18 protein-coding genes are annotated in these 17,250 nt (G+C 43.6%); 3 read left to right on the forward strand and 15 right to left on the reverse strand.

Going from position 1 to position 17,250, the window contains the following annotated elements:
• Window positions 1-63 precede the first annotated feature (63 nt).
• Window positions 64-1,107, forward strand: coding sequence for a bifunctional transcriptional activator/DNA repair enzyme AdaA (locus GPS65_RS14540; protein ID WP_119124745.1), 1,044 nt, complete (start codon window positions 64-66; stop codon window positions 1,105-1,107).
• Between the two features lie 14 nt (window positions 1,108-1,121).
• Here GPS65_RS14540 and GPS65_RS14545 read toward each other — a convergent pair whose 3' ends face one another.
• The 5 genes from GPS65_RS14545 to GPS65_RS14565 all read right to left on the reverse strand — a co-directional run bounded on the left by GPS65_RS14545 (window position 1,122) and on the right by GPS65_RS14565 (window position 4,205).
• Window positions 1,122-1,667 (reverse strand): GNAT family N-acetyltransferase, encoded by a 546-nt coding sequence (locus GPS65_RS14545; RefSeq protein ID WP_119124744.1) that lies wholly within the window; start codon window positions 1,665-1,667, stop codon window positions 1,122-1,124.
• 18 nt (window positions 1,668-1,685) lie between these two features.
• Window positions 1,686-2,174 (reverse strand): small multi-drug export protein, encoded by a 489-nt coding sequence (locus GPS65_RS14550; protein WP_088004317.1) that lies wholly within the window; start codon window positions 2,172-2,174, stop codon window positions 1,686-1,688.
• A gap of 311 nt (window positions 2,175-2,485) precedes the next feature.
• The gene (locus GPS65_RS14555) at window positions 2,486-3,238 is read right to left on the reverse strand and encodes an HAAS domain-containing protein (protein WP_041815454.1); all 753 of its coding nucleotides are present in this window, start codon (window positions 3,236-3,238) and stop codon (window positions 2,486-2,488) included.
• Between the two features lie 4 nt (window positions 3,239-3,242).
• Window positions 3,243-3,569, reverse strand: coding sequence for a PadR family transcriptional regulator (locus GPS65_RS14560; protein WP_119124743.1), 327 nt, complete (start codon window positions 3,567-3,569; stop codon window positions 3,243-3,245).
• Between the two features lie 114 nt (window positions 3,570-3,683).
• The gene (locus GPS65_RS14565; protein ID WP_041816217.1) at window positions 3,684-4,205 is read right to left on the reverse strand and encodes an acyl-CoA thioesterase; all 522 of its coding nucleotides are present in this window, start codon (window positions 4,203-4,205) and stop codon (window positions 3,684-3,686) included.
• Window positions 4,206-4,384: 179 nt separating this feature from the next.
• Between GPS65_RS14565 and GPS65_RS14570 the strand changes: the two genes are divergently transcribed.
• Complete coding sequence (locus GPS65_RS14570; protein ID WP_161985451.1) at window positions 4,385-5,266, forward strand: dimethylarginine dimethylaminohydrolase family protein; 882 nt, start codon at window positions 4,385-4,387, stop codon at window positions 5,264-5,266.
• A gap of 38 nt (window positions 5,267-5,304) precedes the next feature.
• Here the strand turns inward: GPS65_RS14570 and GPS65_RS14575 are convergent, their stop codons facing one another.
• The 10 genes from GPS65_RS14575 to proG form a co-directional block, all read right to left on the reverse strand.
• Window positions 5,305-6,273, reverse strand: coding sequence for an ABC transporter ATP-binding protein (locus GPS65_RS14575; protein ID WP_119124742.1), 969 nt, complete (start codon window positions 6,271-6,273; stop codon window positions 5,305-5,307).
• Complete coding sequence (locus tag GPS65_RS14580) at window positions 6,263-7,180, reverse strand: C40 family peptidase (protein ID WP_119124741.1); 918 nt, start codon at window positions 7,178-7,180, stop codon at window positions 6,263-6,265. The genes GPS65_RS14575 and GPS65_RS14580 overlap by 11 nt, the downstream gene beginning before the upstream one ends.
• Complete coding sequence (locus tag GPS65_RS14585) at window positions 7,180-8,259, reverse strand: mandelate racemase/muconate lactonizing enzyme family protein (protein WP_012009677.1); 1,080 nt, start codon at window positions 8,257-8,259, stop codon at window positions 7,180-7,182. Before GPS65_RS14585 ends, GPS65_RS14580 begins: the two co-directional genes overlap by 1 nt.
• Window positions 8,256-9,197: a S66 peptidase family protein gene (locus GPS65_RS14590; RefSeq protein ID WP_119124740.1), complete on the reverse strand. Its 942-nt coding sequence runs from the start codon at window positions 9,195-9,197 to the stop codon at window positions 8,256-8,258. Before GPS65_RS14590 ends, GPS65_RS14585 begins: the two co-directional genes overlap by 4 nt.
• 111 nt (window positions 9,198-9,308) lie before the next feature.
• A complete protein-coding gene (locus GPS65_RS14595) occupies window positions 9,309-10,931 on the reverse strand; it encodes a peptide ABC transporter substrate-binding protein (RefSeq protein ID WP_119124739.1) in 1,623 nt (540 codons plus the stop codon).
• Window positions 10,931-11,938 carry an ABC transporter ATP-binding protein gene (locus GPS65_RS14600; RefSeq protein ID WP_012009674.1) on the reverse strand — a complete coding sequence of 336 codons (1,008 nt, stop codon included), beginning with the start codon at window positions 11,936-11,938 and terminating at the stop codon, window positions 10,931-10,933. Before GPS65_RS14600 ends, GPS65_RS14595 begins: the two co-directional genes overlap by 1 nt.
• Before the next feature lie 7 nt (window positions 11,939-11,945).
• Window positions 11,946-12,908: an ABC transporter permease gene (locus GPS65_RS14605; protein ID WP_088004309.1), complete on the reverse strand. Its 963-nt coding sequence runs from the start codon at window positions 12,906-12,908 to the stop codon at window positions 11,946-11,948.
• The gene (locus GPS65_RS14610) at window positions 12,905-13,840 is read right to left on the reverse strand and encodes an ABC transporter permease (protein WP_003211100.1); all 936 of its coding nucleotides are present in this window, start codon (window positions 13,838-13,840) and stop codon (window positions 12,905-12,907) included. The genes GPS65_RS14605 and GPS65_RS14610 overlap by 4 nt, the downstream gene beginning before the upstream one ends.
• An 18-nt stretch (window positions 13,841-13,858) precedes the next feature.
• Entirely contained in the window at window positions 13,859-14,683 is an 825-nt protein-coding gene (locus GPS65_RS14615) for a M55 family metallopeptidase (protein ID WP_088004308.1), read from the reverse strand.
• 189 nt (window positions 14,684-14,872) lie between these two features.
• Window positions 14,873-15,694, reverse strand: coding sequence for a pyrroline-5-carboxylate reductase ProG (proG, locus tag GPS65_RS14620; protein ID WP_119124738.1), 822 nt, complete (start codon window positions 15,692-15,694; stop codon window positions 14,873-14,875).
• Window positions 15,695-15,854: 160 nt separating this feature from the next.
• On the opposite strand from proG, the gene GPS65_RS14625 reads away from it, so the two are divergent.
• On the forward strand, window positions 15,855-17,171 hold the full coding sequence (locus tag GPS65_RS14625; protein WP_119124737.1) for a S1C family serine protease: 1,317 nt from the start codon (window positions 15,855-15,857) through the stop codon (window positions 17,169-17,171).
• Window positions 17,172-17,250 lie beyond the last annotated feature (79 nt).

Raw genomic sequence — 17,250 nt, forward strand, 5'->3', positions numbered from 1 at the left:
GGATGCTGCATTACAGATCATCCGTTGCATCAGCAAAAAAATGAAAACCAAGAGGTGGATCGTATGATGATAACCGACGAACAGAAACATGAATTTTATCAAGCACTTGTTGACAAGGATCCGCAATATGACGGCACATTCTTCGCCGGCATTAAGACTACAGGTATCTTCTGCCATGCCACATGTACCGCTAGAAAACCCAAATATGAAAACTGTGAATTTTTCATTACAGCAGAGGAAGCACTGCTAGCAGGATATCGTCCGTGCAAGCGCTGCACACCATTAACATACCCTAACAGCATTCCAGAAGAAGTTAAAACACTCGTTTCAGCAGTTGAAACACATCCTGAAAAACGCTGGAAAGAAGAGGACTTTCGTCAGCTAGGCATTCACTCTGCAACAGCACGGCGGAAATTCAAAGAAATCTACGGCATGACCTTTGTTCAATATGCAAGATCACGCCGAATGGGACTTGCCTTTAAAGAAATTCTGAATGGAAAGAAAGTGATTGACCAGCAGGTCGCCTTGGGCTATGAATCTTCGAGTGCCTTCAATGATGCCTTTACAAAAATTATGGGCAATCCCCCTAAAAAGGCGCAGACTAAGATTCTTCATGCCAATTTTATTTCTACACCGATTGGACGGATGATCAGCGTGACAGATGCCGCGCATGTGTATTTACTGGAATTTATGGACAGGCGGGGACTTGAAAAGGAAATTGAAAACATGAGAAAAAAGCATCATGCCCGCATTTTAGTCGGGGAAACAAACGCCCATCAACAATTGGCAAAGGAATTGACCTTATATTTCGAGAAAAAACTGACGCAGTTTACAGTCCCACTTTCCTTGCATGGCACTCCTTTTCAAATGAAGGTGTGGGACCTGCTCACACGCATTCCTTCAGGCGAAACTCGTTCTTACCTAGATCTTGCTGTGATGCTGGGAGACCCGCATTTGGTCCGGGCGGTAGGGAATGCAAATGGTGCCAATCAGTTGGCGATCATCATTCCATGCCACCGCGTCATTCAAACAAGTGGTGAGCTCGGCGGCTACGGCGGCGGGATCGAACGAAAGAAATATTTACTTCAGCTAGAACAGCGGATATAAAAAAACGGCTCTGCTTATTTTGTAAGCGAGCCGTTTTCTTCGTTGCGATTGATACTGTATACATCAATGATTTGGTCCCATTTTGAAATGGTTTTTTCTTTTTTCATGCCCATTTTTAAAGCGACCTTTACCGATGCCTCATTATCCGGGCGAATTAAGCTCACCATTCGTCTGACCTTCATTTCTTCAAAGCCGTAGGTGAGACAGCCCTTTGCGGCTTCAGCAGCATAGCCATTCCCCCACGCTGCTTTCTTAAGCATATAGCCGATTTCAAGTTCGGTTTGTCCTTCGATGTTTTGCAAAACAATCCCGCTTTGTCCAAATGGTTCATTCGTTTCTTTGTCTTCAATGATCCAGAGAGAAGTATGATACACGCGGTCATTCTTTTGATTCCATGCAATCCACTCTTTCGTTTGCTGCTCATCCTTCAAAGAAGGATAATATTTCATCACTTCTTCATCTTGAAACAACATGTGATATAAAAATGGGGCATCATGTTCATTCATCGTTCTCAGCCTGAGCCGCTCTGTTTCAAGCACCGTCCGTGTTTGATGTTGCATTTCTCATCCTCCCCTTGCTTACTGACTAAATATATCTCCGAACAATCCAGTTGAATCTGGGGCAAAGTAATGGAATCCCGCACCGGTTAAACTAGCTGCCAGCGCTGTCCACATGATTAAACTGACTGTCATCCACACTGCGACTTGCTTTCTTTTTGTTCCAAAGCTCATGCACATAAACGCCGCTAAATGACTGCCAATGATAAAAGGTCCGAATAGCGCTAATCCTGGGAGACCATAGCGTTCCCAAATTTTTCTCGCCCGCTGCTGCTTTTTTTCTCCTTTTTCATCAGTTTTGCTCCCTTTCTTCTTTAACCGCCATGCTTTAAAACGGTCTACGAAAACAATGAGAAGGAAAACAGTAAAAAAATTACCGATGAATCCAATAACTGCTGCCGGTACAGGATGCATGCCACTTAAAATCGCTAACGGAACAACCCCTACCACTTCAAAAAAAGGCAAAGCAGCCAATACAAACACAAGTACATATCCCCATAAAATATCCAAATACAGAACCCCTTTTCATTTTTGTCCTCTTCCCATTGTAATGAAAAATACGCTACCATTTCTACATTTTTTTAGAAAAAGAAAAGCACATCCGATGGGATGTGCTCAGATTGTTGACAAAGGGCTAAAATGATCTTGATTTTAGCCCTTTGTCTTCTTTTCAGCGTGATAGAAAACCTTTGCAGTTTAGGAAGGACGAGCATCGGAGCGGAGCGAATTGAACATTCGTGAGCACCGAAGCGCAGATCTGACACCGAATGCGAGGGTTTGTCTACACGCTGAAGCACATCCGATGGGATGTGCTCTGTTTTTTACATCGTGCTTTCATTTTTCTTATTCGTCCGGCGTAAAACAATGAGCACAAGCCCAATTATGATCACAATAGATAGTAGACTTTGCAAGAGAAGAACGCCTTGTGATGTCCAGCCAATCCATTCGAATATGAGCTGCGGTCCGAAAAAGATGATCGGAATCAGTGAAATGAAATTCGCTTTCATAATCGCATTAAAGACAATGATACAAAACAGCATAAGCAGGATGACGCCCCATCTTTGACCTGATGTCAGCACAAGTAATGGTGTGCCTAGTTTTTGATCCAATAGTTTGATTGTGACCATTGAAGTCAATTGAAAAATGCCTAAGATCCAAAAATAAAGAAATGCCCGGCTGCCTGTTTGAAAGGCAGACGCTCTAAACATCACAATGATCATGATGACATTAGCCACTAAAACGAGCGGATAACCAATCAATGCATACCAAGAATAGGATAAGCTTTGACTGATCGCATCTGATAAAATCATATAAAAGAGTGATCCAATTAAGAAGGCACTAACGAAGGGAACCCAATCTTTATGGTTTCCTGACATCTCTTTTGCCAGTTCATCAGCATAGCCCCGCGGATCACCGCCAAACAAAGCCTCGCCTGTTTTACCGTCTTTTTCAGCCTCAACCGCATGTGTCGTCAGTTCATCCATTAGCTCATCAATTTCATCCTGATTTTTCCCCTTTGAGATGAGATAGAGTTTCAGCTCTAGTAGAACGTGTCTTGTTTCTTTTGATACCATAATCTCACTTCCCTTTTTGTAGTAAACAATTTACATTCTTTGAAAGCTCACTCCAGCGGGTAATAAACTCTGTGAGCGCTTGTTCGCCAGCTTGAGTGAGCGTATAATATTTCCTTTTCGGACCGCTTGCTGATGCTTTTGTGACAGTGGTCACGAGCTGTTCCTTTTGCATACGCAGCAGGATCGGATAGATACTTCCTTCACTAATTTGATCAAACCCATATTGAGCAAGCTTCTTCGTCATTTCATATCCATAAATCTCACCCTCTGAAATAATCGACAGCAGGCAGCCTTCTAAAATTCCTTTTAGCATTTGTGTGGATGTTGTCATATTTGTTCCTCCGATTCCAGTCCCTTGCATCACAAGATAGCATCATCTTACCACACACTATCTTGCCATGCAAGATACCACCCTAGAAAAAAATCACCGCTTAAAGGGTGATTTTTACGCCCATGGTTTATCTGTCCCAAGTGCGTCAGCTAGCGCCTTGCTATGCTTTCGGCGGCTTTTTCTTTCTTCAGCTCGCTGTTTTGCTGTTTGATGCAGCATGATTTCTTCCTCTGTTTCAGGCATCACCTGCGGAACTCGTTTAGGTTTTCCGTCTTCATCTAACGAGACAAATGTCAGAAATGAAGTGGCTGCAAGTCTGCGTTCTCCAGACATCAAGTTTTCTTTCATGACTTTAACGAACACTTCCATGGAAGACGTGCCAACCCATGTCACATAGGATTCCAAGCATACTGACTCTTTTTGTCCAATCGGCTCTAAAAAGTCAACAGAATCCATCGAAGCCGTAACCGTTTCACTTCGGCTGTGCCTTGCTGCCGAGATGGAGGCAATGTCATCTATATAACTCATTAATTTTCCGCCAAATAAGGTTTGGTGATTATTCGTATCGAGAGGAAATACCCTGCTGGTTTTAACAACTTTTGATTCCTTGCAGTATTTGAAATTTTCTTCACTCATCATCATAGCTCCTTCTTGCTGTTTTCGTGAATGCGGAACGACTTTTATTAAACACTATTCTTTTAGGTTTGTCTAAACTTTTTGCTTTAGTCTCTCGTGAGAGATTTTCTATCGGAAATGTTTCAACCATGACTAAAGCGAGGAATAATAGAACTATGAACAAACAAGGAGGCCATTTGATGCATTCTATAAGAGCAGAACAAATACACAAAATGCCGCAATGTATGAGTGAATATGACAATTTACAAGAAGTCCTTTTATGCAGCCCCATCTATATGGAAATCAAACAGATCATCAACGAAACCCAAAAACATTTTGCAAGAGAAAATATTTCTCAAATGAAAGCCATTGCTCAGCATAAGCAATTGATCCAAATCCTAAAAAACCATCAAGTACGTCCCATTATGCTTCCTGCAAATGACCGCTATCCTGAGCAAGTCTTTACTCGGGATATTGGGTTTACGATTGGACATACACTCTTTGTTTCAAGCATGGCTGCTCCGGTTCGGCAAGGAGAAGAACAATTATTAAAAGAGTGGGCACAGGAAAATGGCTTCAAAACTGTTAGCCTGACAAACGGAACGATTGAAGGCGGCGATGTACTTGTAGACCAAACACGTGTATTTGTCGGAATGAGCAAAAGAACAAACCCAGCCGCTATCCATGAGCTCAAAAAAGAACTGCCGGATCATGACATTATTCCCATTCATCTTCCTCCTCACATTTTGCACCTCGATTGTGTGATGAATATTCTCTCTCATGATGAGATGTTGATTTATCCTGAAGCGTTCAAAAAAGAGGATCTTCACTTGCTCAACATGCATTATCATCTCATTGAAATAAGTGAACAAGAGCAATTCACACTCGGACCTAACGTTTTATCTATTGGACAGAAAAAAGTGATCAGTTTGCCCATCAATCAAGAAACAAATGCTGCATTAACCGCTCACGGGTATACTGTCATTGAAGTGGATTTTTCAGAAATCATTAAATCTGGTGGGTCTTTTAGATGCTGCACATTACCGATTCGGCGTTCATCCACTAAAAAAGCCAGCGTGTAGAACAGCTTGTCTACTTGCTGGCTTTTTTCTATCTATTTTTATGTCCGGTCGTATAAATGACAGGCGACATCATGCCCCTCTTCTACCGCTTGTAATGTTGGCTTTTTTTCAGCACACACATCCATCGCTGCAGGACACCTTGTTCGAAATACACAGCCGCTTGGCGGATTCACTGGACTTGGAATTTCTCCTTTTAAAATGAACCTTTTGCGCTTGTCCTCCACGTCAGGATCTGGAATGGGGATCGCTGACAGCAAGGCTTGTGTGTATGGGTGCAGCGGTGTTTGATATAACGCATCACTACTGGTCAATTCGACGAGATGACCTAAATACATGACACCGATTCGGTCGCTGATATATTTGACCATCGACAGATCATGCGCAATAAAGAGAAATGTCAGCCCTTCCTCCTTTTGCAATTTTTTTAGCAGATTCACAACCTGCGCTTGAACGGAGACATCTAGTGCAGAAATGGGCTCATCTGCCACAATAAATTTCGGTGCTAAGGCGAGTGCCCTTGCAATACCGATTCTCTGCCTCTGCCCTCCACTGAATTCATGAGGGTAGCGCGTGGCAAAGTCATAGCTAAGCCCAACCGCTTCCAGTAGTTCTTTCACCCGGGCCACCCTTTTCTTTTGACTCCCATAAAGGTGATGAATCTCCATTGGCTCCAGCATGATATCTTTGACAGACAGCCGCGGATTCAGGGAAGAATACGGATCTTGAAACACCATTTGAATTTGCCGATTAAAATCAAAGGATTCTTTTTGTGAAAGGTGATGAAGGCTTTTCCCTTCATACAAGGCTTCTCCATCTGTCGGTTCATAAAGGCGCATAAGCACTTTTCCAAGTGTGGATTTCCCGCAGCCGGACTCGCCAACAAGGCCAAATGTTTCGCCTTGTTTTAACTGAAAGGAGACACCGTCTAGTGCTTTTAACATTCTTCCCTTCGATAGATGAAAGTGTTTTTTGAGATTGTTTACTTGTAAAAGTGGTTCAACTGCCATGACCTTTGCTCCCTTCGCTTGGCAAATACCGTCTTGCACCTGCCCATTCTTTTTCATATGAAGTGCCAGAAAGGGAAAGAAGTTCAATTTCTCTGCCGGTTTTAGGCGAGTGAAGCATCATACCGTCACCTGCATAAATCCCAACATGGCGTACAGCTCCCTTTCCGTTATCATTGGCGAAAAACAATAAGTCGCCCTGTTCTAAATGGCTTGATGTGACCGGTGTACCTTGCACTGCTTGGTCACTTGCGTCTCTCGGCAAAAGATATCCGCACGCTTTATACATGCTGTAAGCAAAGCCCGAACAGTCATAGCCAAAGCTGCTCATACCACCCCATAAATACGAAAGACCAATAAATTGTTTTCCCTTCTCTACAACATCTTTTCCAGTCATAGCGGAAGTGGATGAAACTGGTTGCACATCTGTTTTATTGATTTCTCTCGTCCCTGCTGGTGTGACAACGCGAAAGCGATCACTCGTTTCTTCTACAGCTGCGAGCTCTGTTAAAAAACTAGTTTCCATGTCCGCTTGCCCGTTTCGATAGAGCATGGCTTTTTTCTGACAAACGATATGAGATATAGCTGGCGCACTTCCTTCTGTCACTTGCTTTAGTTGGTTCGCAGGTATATAGCCAGGGTAGCCTTGCGGATGTTTCCGGGTGGCCTGCTGCGGAATGACGACTTTCAACCAGCCGCCTGTCTCTTCTAAGCCAATGACTCGTTCACCGAGCAGTACTTGCGACTGGAGCAGATTTTCTTCACATAAAGCCAGTTTTTCTTCATATGTTTGCTTGTCAATCCACTCTTTCATTTTGAAGGAGCTCTGAAGAACCTTTTGATCCATTTCTCTCGGTGACTGCGGCGTTGTCCATACGTTCGCGACTGCAACCTTTGATTCAAATATCATCATGAGACTCCTTTCACCCCTCGAATGCCTAACCCATGTTGCGGCGGGAAAAAGATATCTTTTCCTTTGTATAAGATACCTCCGTCTACCATGTCCTCTTTTAGCATCAGCGGAGCATCAAAATCGTAGCGGGTGATATTCGGCTGACTTGCGGCGAGATGAGCGGCTGCTGTAATCCCAAGTTTTGACTCAATCATGCTGCCAACCATACACTTGACGCCGTATGCTTCTGCTAAAGCGTTAATTTTTAAAGCCTCTTTTATGCCGCCTGATTTCATTAATTTTAAATTGATCAAATCACAGCTTCTCGTTTCAAGCACTTTAATCGCATCATGAAAACTAAAAATACTTTCGTCTGCCATAATCAGTGTATCTGTTGCCTCCGTCACACGGCGCAGGCCTTCGATATCTTCTTTTGGCACTGGTTGCTCGACTAGTTCGATATTCAGTGACTCCATTTTCCGAATGGCTACGACCGCTTCCTTCCACGTCCAGCCCTGATTCGCATCAAGCCTGATCTGAATATCTGGCCCGACCTTTTCTCGAATTCGCTTGATTCGCTGAATATCCGTGTCTATGTCATCTTTTCCTACCTTGATCTTTAATGTCTGAAAGCCTTCTGCTGCGTATTGCTTCGCATCTTCCGCCATCTCAAGTGGACGGTTTACACTGACCGTATAATCGGTTTCAAGTTGACTGCGATATCCGCCAAGGTATTGATAAAGGGGAAGTCCTGCCTGCTTCGCTAAGCCATCATAAATGGCCATGTCAACCGCTGCCTTTGCGCTTGTGTTGCAAGCGAGCACACGATTCATTCGAGAAAAAATTTGTTCATACTCAGACAAGGAAGCCCCAAGTAAGATCGGTCTGATCACTTCACAGATGGCATAGTCGATGCTTTCCAGCGTCTCACCTGTAATCACGGCAGTCGGAACTGCCTCTCCGTAGCTGACGTCACCTTGATCATATGTGACGATAACGATCAGAGATGCTGCGTCATACACCGTTCGCAAAGCGGTTTTGAAAGGCTTTTTTAGTGGTACACTCATTCTACATGTGCGAACATCGACGATTTTCATGTGATCGCCTCTTTCGCTGCAACGCCTGGAGAAATGTCCAGTTTTTTTCCTGTCGCATCTAATGCAGCCTGTGTGCCCATTGGAATGGCAAAGTTCGGAGAAGAATGACCGATCCGAAAGCCCCCAAGTGCAGGCTTCTTTTGCGGCACAATATATGTGTCCCATACTTGATTCAATGTGAGGGACTGATCTTTCTTTTTTGGCTCACATTGATGAAAATCTCCAATGATGAATCCAACCGCATCATACAATTTCCCAGCAGAAGTGAGGTGCTGCATCATTCGATCAATTTTATAGGGTTCTTCGTCAATATCTTCAATGAACAAAAGCTTTCCCTTCGTATCGATTTCAAAAGGTGTACCAAGTGTTGTGACGATGAGGGCAAGATTTCCTCCTACAATCTCACCTGAAGCGGTGCCCGGATAGAAAGTATGAAGGGGCGACAAGTGGTGCGCATACGTAAAGGCTTTCGGTGCGAACAATTGTAAAAAGGTATCTTTCGTATAAGGATGGACCTCTTCAAGTCCCACATCAGAGGAGAGCATTGGACCATGAAACGTCACAAGACCTGTCTGCTGCTGGATCGCCGTATGTAAAAACGTAATATCACTGTAGCCCCAAAAGATTTTTGGATTCCGGCGAATCAGGTCATAGTCAATGGCTTCCGCAAGTCTGCCAGTCCCGTATCCTCCGCAAGCACAAATAACCGCTTTCACCTCTGGATCTTGAAACATGCAATGAAGATCTTCCACTCTTTCATGATCATGACCTGCTAAATATCCATACCGCCGGTCCAAATACTTCCCTTTTTTCACCTTTAGCCCGAGGCTTTCTAAAAAGGCAATCCCTTTTGCTAATTTCAGCTCATCAGGCGGGCTTGCTGGGGCAATAACCCCCACTGTATCCCCTGTTTGAAGTGCCACTGGCAGCTGGCTCATGCCGTATCCCCTCTTTCTCTTTGTTTCTTTCAATCTATGGGTTTTTGCTTCATAACATGAACAAATAAAGGAACAGACGCTTTTATTTCAAAGCGTCTTTTGATTCTAATATCATTTTCCATCTACTTGCGCCCATTTCAAATCGATATACCCAACAGGGTGACGAACAATCCCCTTCACGCCTTCTTTTTGTAAATGAACTTGGTTATAAAAATGAATCGGGATGATCGGTGCTTCTTCAATGAGAAGTGCCTCTGCATCATGAAGAATGTTGTTTCTCTTTTGCTCGTCTGCTTCCTGACTTGCCTTTTTAATCAGTTGATCATAGGTATCGTTTGACCACCCTGTCCGGTTCATGGCATTCCCTGTTTGAAAGCTTTCTAGGAAATTGATCGGATCTGCATAGTCTGCTAAAAATGAACTTTGTGAGAATTGAAATTTCAGTGCCTTTTGATCTTCAGCAAATACATTGGCTTCCATGTTGGCAAGCTTCACATCTACACCTAGCGCTTCTTTCAGCTGCTGCTGGATGGCTTCAGCTTTTTTCTTATTCTCAGGCTTTGTACTGTATGTCAATGTGACGGCTGGCAGTTTTGAATAGTTCTCTTCTTTCAGCCCTTTTTCTAATAGCTTTGCAGCTTCACTCTTATCGTTCTTCACAAGATCACCGCCAGCTTTTCTGAAATCCTCACCTTTTGAATCTAGAATGCCTGGCGAGACAAAGGCGTGTGCTGGCTTCTCTTCATTTTTCGTCACATAATCTACGATATCTTGCGGATTGATCGCCATTTGAAATGCTTTGCGGATGTTTTTATTTTGAAAAGGTTCCATGTTTACATTCAGACGATAAAAGAACAATCCAGCCTGGTCTTCAATTTGTACATCTTTATTTTTCAGCAGATTTTCACTTTGTTCTGCTGGGACAAAGGCAGTATCTAAATCTCCTGATTGATACATTTGATAGTCTGTGTTTCGATCACTGATCATCAGCCACTTCACTTGATCTAACTTAACTGATTTTTCGTCCCAATACGTCTCACTTTTTGCCATTGTAAAGCTCTCATCATGCTTCCACTCTGTCAGCTTGAACGGTCCATTTCCGACAAAGGTTTTGGCGTCTTTTGCCCAGTTTGGGTCCTTCTTCGCTACCTGTTCATTGACAGGAAAAAAGGCAGGGTTTGCGGTCATATTCAAGAACGATTTCTGCGGGTATGCCAGTGTGACCTTAAGCGTTTTGTCATTCTCAGCGCTAACTTTAACGTCTTCTTTCTTTCCTTTTCCGCTGTTAAATGCCTCTCCGCCTTCAATCATATACGCTAGGAACGATGCGGAGGAGCCTGTTTTCGGATCAAGCAGCCGCTTCCACGCATATTCAAAGTCACTCGCTTTCACTGGATCACCATTTGACCACTTGATGCCATCTCTTAAATGGAACGTGTACGTTTTTCCATCCTTTGAAATCTCCCATTTTTCCGCCATTGCAGGAGATGGTTCGTGCTTTTCATTCAGTCTTGTTAATCCCTCCATTAGGTTATTGAGTCCTTGCCACGATACATTATTAAAACCAATCGGAGGATCAAACGACGTCGGTTCGTTTTCGTTATTTAAGGTTAATACTTTCTTTTCACCCTCTTTGCTTGATGATCCTTTCCCTGCTTGCTCATTGGCTGTACATCCTGCGAGCAGCATGATTGTGAATATACATATACTGATGATCCATCCCTTTTTTCTCATTAAAAACTCCCCCTTTGTGTTGAAGATAAAACGGTTTGCGCACGCTCATCTTGGAGCCAGCAATGCACTGTATGAGTAGGTGACCGCTGCGTTTCATGCGGCATGATATGATCACATACCTTCATAGCGGCAGGGCAGCGATCTGTATACGGACAGCCCTTTGGCGGAGCAAATAAATCAGGCGGGCTTCCTTCAATTGGAACGAGTTCGTCTTTCATATCAAGTCTTGGAACGGATTGCAGAAGTCCCTTTGTATAAGGATGCTGCGGACTGTAAAAAATATCTCGCCTCGTTCCGACCTCCACCATCTTCCCCCCGTACATGACCGCCACTCGGTCTGCGACTTGGGCTACGACCCCTAAATCGTGTGTGATTAAAATGATGGTGACACCTGTTTTTCTCTGAATCTCTTTAAACAGCTCTAATATTTGTGCCTGTATGGTCACATCGAGCGCTGTCGTTGGTTCATCAGCAATCAACACTTTAGGCTCGCAAATCAGCGCCATGGCAATCATAAGCCGCTGCCTCATTCCTCCGCTGAACTGATGAGGGTATTGCTTTAGCCTTTCCTTCGGCTGCGGAATACCGACCAAATCAAGCATTCGAATGGCGGCTTCTTTCACTTCTTTTTTCGTCAGCTTTTGATGCTCCTTTGCCGCCTCCATGAGCTGATCGCCGATTGTCAAAGTTGGATTCAGTGCGGTCATGGGATCTTGGAAAATCATCGAAATATCGACACCTCTTATGGCGCGCATTTCTTTTTCAGATAAAGACAGTAAATTGCGGTCTTCAAACCATATTTCTCCCTGATCAACATGAGCGCTGTAAGCTGGTAGCAGCCTCATAATGCTTTGTGAAGTGACACTTTTCCCGCAGCCTGACTCTCCTACAATGGCAAGGGTTTCTTTTTCATATACATCCACATTCACTCCGCGTACCGCTCGAACTGAGCCGCCATATGTCCGAAAGCTGACGTGCAGATCGATGATTTGTAGAACTTTTTTCAAAGCGCCATCACCTCTTCATCTTCGGATCAAGCGCATCTTGCAAGCCATCACCTAAATTGTTAAAGCAAAACATCGTGAGTGAAATAAAAAACGCAGGGAAAAATAAACGCCACCAATGTCCATTATCTGATAGCACTGTCGGCAGCGCATCATTGGCCATCACGCCCCAGCTTGCAAACGGCGCTTGAATGCCTAAACCAAGAAAGCTTAGGAACGCTTCTGCAAATATCGCAGTTGGTACAGTTAAAGTCATCTGAACGATAATCGGTCCCATCGTATTCGGCAGCAGGTTGCGGCGAATGATGCGCAGGCTCTTTGCACCAAAAGTTTTTGAGGCAAGGACATATTCCTGGCTTTTCAGTTGAAGAACTTGACCTCTCACGATTCTTGCCATTCCAATCCATCCGGTGACAGTGAGCGCTACAATAATGGTGACAAGACCCGGTCCCATTAGAACCATCAATAAAATGACAACAAGTAAATAAGGAAGACCGTAGAGCACCTCGACGATTCGCATCATGACATGGTCATATCTCCCGCCCTTATAACCGGCAATGCCTCCATAAATCACGCCGATAGCAAAATCAATCAGGGCTGCCATGACGCCTACAAATAAAGAAATACGCGCCCCGTACCATGTACGTGTAAACACATCTCGTCCAAGCTCATCCGTTCCGAACCAGTGAGCAGCGGATGGCGGCAGATTTTGCATCGAAAGACGCTGTTCTGTCACGCTATTAGGTGCAAGCAATGGGCCTAATAGTGCCATGATAAAAAGAAAAATCAATACGGATAGACTAAACATCGCAAGCTTATTTTGCTTCAGTCGTCTCCATGTGTCCGCCCAATACGAAAGAGAGGGTCTTTTAATGGCATGTGCCTCCATTTTCTTTTGCTCTCTCGGAGAAAACCAATCGTCCGGCACTTCAGGATGCGGATTCGGTTGATCCTGCTGCAAATGTATACTCATGCCTTTCCTCCTTTCTGATGTAGCTGAATTCTCGGATCAAGCAGGCGATACGCCACATCAACAATGAAAAGAAGTGTGATTAAAATGATGCTGTAAAAAACAGTGGTTCCCATAATGACAGGATAATCACGGTTGTTAATACTCTCGACAAAGTATTTTCCCATGCCAGGAATCGCAAAGATTTTTTCAATGACAAAACTTCCTGTTAAAATGCTTGCGACAAGTGTGCCAAGAATGGTCACAACAGGCAAAAGCGCATTTCGAAGCGCATGTTTGAACACAATTTTAAAGGGAGAAAGTCCTTTTGCTTTAGCAGTGCGAATATAGTCCTGAGACAGCACTTCAATCATGCTCGATCTTGTTAACCGGGCAATAATGGCCATCGGACTAACGGCAAGAGCAATGGTTGGTAGCACCATATGCATCGGACTTGTCCACATCGCTGTAGGAAAGAGCTTCAAATTCACAGCAAGCTGCTGAATTAATAAGGTAGCAAAGATAAAGTTTGGAATGGATATACCGAAAACAGCAATGGTCATGGCGATATAATCAATCAAGCCATTGTGCCGGAGGGCAGCCATGACCCCTAGCAGGATGCCGGAGATGACAGCAATCAATATTGAGATAAGACCAAGTTCTAATGAGACTGGGAAGCCTCTCGCCAATAGATCATTGACACTTTCAGAAGGCTTTTTAATGGAAGGACCAAAATCAAAGGTAACGATGGATTTTAAATAGATGACATATTGAACATACAGTGGTTCGTCTAAGTGATAGTAGCTTTCGAGGTTTCGCTGAACGGTTTCGTTTGTATTTCGTTCTTCATTGAAGGGCGATCCTGGGATGACCTTCATTAAAATAAACGTTAACGTCGTAATCGTTAAAATCGTGGCAATCATCGCAATAAAACGTTTGAGCAAAAAGCTGGTCATCTGCCGTCTCCCCCTCGCTTAACAAAATGTTGTACGTGCGGCAAGCTCTGTCATGACAAGCATCGCTTGGTAGGCCTCTAATATATTCTCTGCTTGATACGTCACCGTTGTTGTCCCTTCAATCATGGCAGTACCAGGCATTAAATTCGCCCATTCAGCTTGTCCATAATTGGCAAACTCAATCTTCAGTAGCGGCTGATCAGGAGGCGTCAGCGGCTTGATGTGATGAATCTGTTTCATTGCGGCTTCCACTTGCTGCGAGATTTGTTGGTTGACTTTGGCAGGAGTGAGACATTTCACAGCAGATCTTGAGATGGTCTCTTTCACTGCCACTGTTTTCACACCAGGCATCAGCTTTTCTGCTTCAAGTGCTGCTTGATCATCTCCGCAAACAAGAATCACCGGCACACCATAGTAGCCTGCAACATACGCATTAAAACCCATTTCACCAATTGGATGATCATTTATGTAAAAATGTCTGACACCAAAAATCATACTGTGGGACATCACACCTTTCATAGACGCCCTCGCATGATAGCCTAAAAATACAGCAGCGGCATAGGTTTGATCTAACCCTTGAACCATTGAATAAGGCTTGACGTCACCAGATATAAGAGATGCCTCTTCATGCAATTCTTCAATCAACAAATTATTCATTTTAGAATGACTGTCATTGACCAGAATATCGGTTGCGCCATGCTGAAGAAGTGCCTCCACACAGGCATTCACTTCACCCGTCATGATCTTTCTGCCCCGCTCATAATTGTGCTGACGGGCATCGACAAATGTATGATCAGCTAGACCAGTAATTCCCTCCATATCGACAGATACATAGAGCTTCATCCCCATCCCCCTTTAATTAAACTTAAAATTTGTGTATATTTTTCTAAATTTTCTAAAAAATTATATGATTACTTGATTGATTTTTCAATACAATGTCTGAAAATAAGGAAATTAGACTCAGATAATACAGGTCAATAGACTGAGTGCGAAAGGATTTTTTTAACAAATAAAACACCACTAACTATGTCTTTAGTGGTGTTTGTCCGCTTCGTTAATCTGTGATTTCAGTTGTTCATATTTCTTCATGGTTTGTGTAAACAGATCATCAAACATCTGAGGTGCCTGCTTTTGAATCACCTCGGCGCCTTCTCCTGTAATGCCCCCTTTTGTCGCCACTCTATCGACGGTTTCAGCAAAGGTGAGGCCTCGTTCTACAAGGACTTGACCTGTGCCTAAAAGCGCATATGTTAAAAATTCATACGCTTCCTCTAAGGAAAGCTCACTATTTCTCACAGCGGCTTTCGCCATTTCTTCAAAAAGAGCAGCGATAAAACCAGGAGATGAGCTTGTCAAGTTACTCGCCGCATCAAACTGATCTTCCTCTATTTCACGTACGATACTAAAAGCTGAAAGGAGACGATGCAAACGTGCCTTTTCTTCCTCTCCAGCAGTTTCGCCATGCGCAACGAGGGATACGCCTGTTCCAACAGCTGACGTGAGCGTTGGGATGTATCTTGAAATTGGTTGAGTCGTATGCTTTGATAACTTGTCTAACGTCACAGCCGCGGCTACTGACACAGTATGAACCGATTTGGCTGCTGAAGGCAGTTGATCGAGTACATCAAGTACAGCAAGCGGCGGTACGCAGATAAAAAGTACATCACATGCAGAAAGTTCGTTTAATGAGCAGATATTTATTTCTTGATGCCTATCTTTGAGTTGAAGCAGGCGGTCTGTTTCACTTCTAGTATGGATCATGATTTGATGGGCATTGAGTACTTCTTTTTCCAACCATTTTTGCACCATCATATCTGCCATGCTTCCATATCCAATGATTCCAATTGTCTCCACAGTTTAATCTCCTCTATTTTGCTTAGATTCACTACTTATTTTAACAATTTCCCACAATGTTTTCATTTTTATCCCACACTTTTTTCTTACGATCAAACCACACATAAGGTTAGCCCCCCCTGAACCAACCATGAAAAATGAAAGAAAGAGAGTGATTCGAATGACACATCACAAACATGAAAACCAACCTTCTCATGAAATTCAAACATTGAAGCAGCCACAAAAACAAAAAAAGAAGCCAAACGGCTGGTTTAAACCATTTGTTAGCGGTGTTGTGGGCGGCATACTAGCGTTAGGTGTTTATGTCCTTACGCCATATGCCCAGCATGCATCAGACAATACAGCAAGCAATTCGGCAACAAAAACAGAAAGTGTATCGACAAATGATACAAGTGCCAATTCGTCAAAAACAACCGCTGTCCAAACATCACATTCATCAAACAACATCTCAAGCATGGTCGAAGATGTATCGCCAGCCATTGTCGGCATTACAAACTATCAAGCGCAAAGTCAAACAGACATGAGTTTTGGTGATTTCAATACGCCTTTTGATGAATCACAGCAAAATAAAAGCAGCCAAGAGGAAAAAACAGGTACAGGCTCAGGAGTGATTTTCAAAAAATCCGGCAGCAAAGCCTATGTCTTAACAAACAACCACGTCATTGAAGGGGCAAATAAACTTACAGTCTCCTTGCACGATGGCAAAACCACCAAAGGTAAATTGGTCGGAGCTGACCCGCTGACTGACCTAGCAGTTGTAGAAATTAGTAGCAGTCATGTAACAAAGGTCGCGGCATTAGGCGATTCCTCCTCGCTGCGTGCTGGGGAAACCGTCATCGCAATTGGAAACCCGCTTGGTGAAGATCTATCAAGAACCGTGACACAAGGAATTGTCAGCGGTGTCGATCGAACAGTCTCTATGAACACATCAGCAGGCGAAAGCAGCATTAATGTGATTCAAACAGATGCGGCTATAAACCCAGGAAACAGCGGCGGACCACTGCTTACGACTAATGGAAAGGTCGTGGGGATCACGAGTATGAAGATTTCTGAAACAGGTGTTGAGGGCATCGGATTCGCGCTCCCAATCAATGATGTCAAACCAATCGCCGATCAACTTCTCACAAAAGGAAAGATTGAGCGTCCATATATCGGCATCAGCATGCTAGATCTCGAACAGGTCCCGGACGTGTATCAAAAAGAAACACTCGGTCTCAAAAATAGTCAGCTTGATCAAGGCGTATACGTCAAAGAAATCGCCGCAGGCTCACCTGCCGCCAAAGCCGGCTTAAAGTCAGAGGATGTCATGACCGCCATCAATGGGAAACAAATCAAAACCGGAAGCGAATTACGTCATGAGCTATACACGAATACAAAGATTGGAGACACCGTGAGCATCACACTCATTCGAAATGGAAAAAAAGAAACGAAGAAGGTGACATTAACACAAACTGAATCTAAGCAGGTCAATTCCTAACGCAAAAGAAAAAGGGCTAAAATCATCTTGATTTCAGCCCTTTTTCTCCTTTTCAGCGTCATAGAAAACCTCATGAGCT

Origin of the sequence: Bacillus pumilus (genome assembly GCF_009937765.1) — a bacterium.
Classification (GTDB): domain Bacteria; phylum Bacillota; class Bacilli; order Bacillales; family Bacillaceae; genus Bacillus; species Bacillus pumilus_O.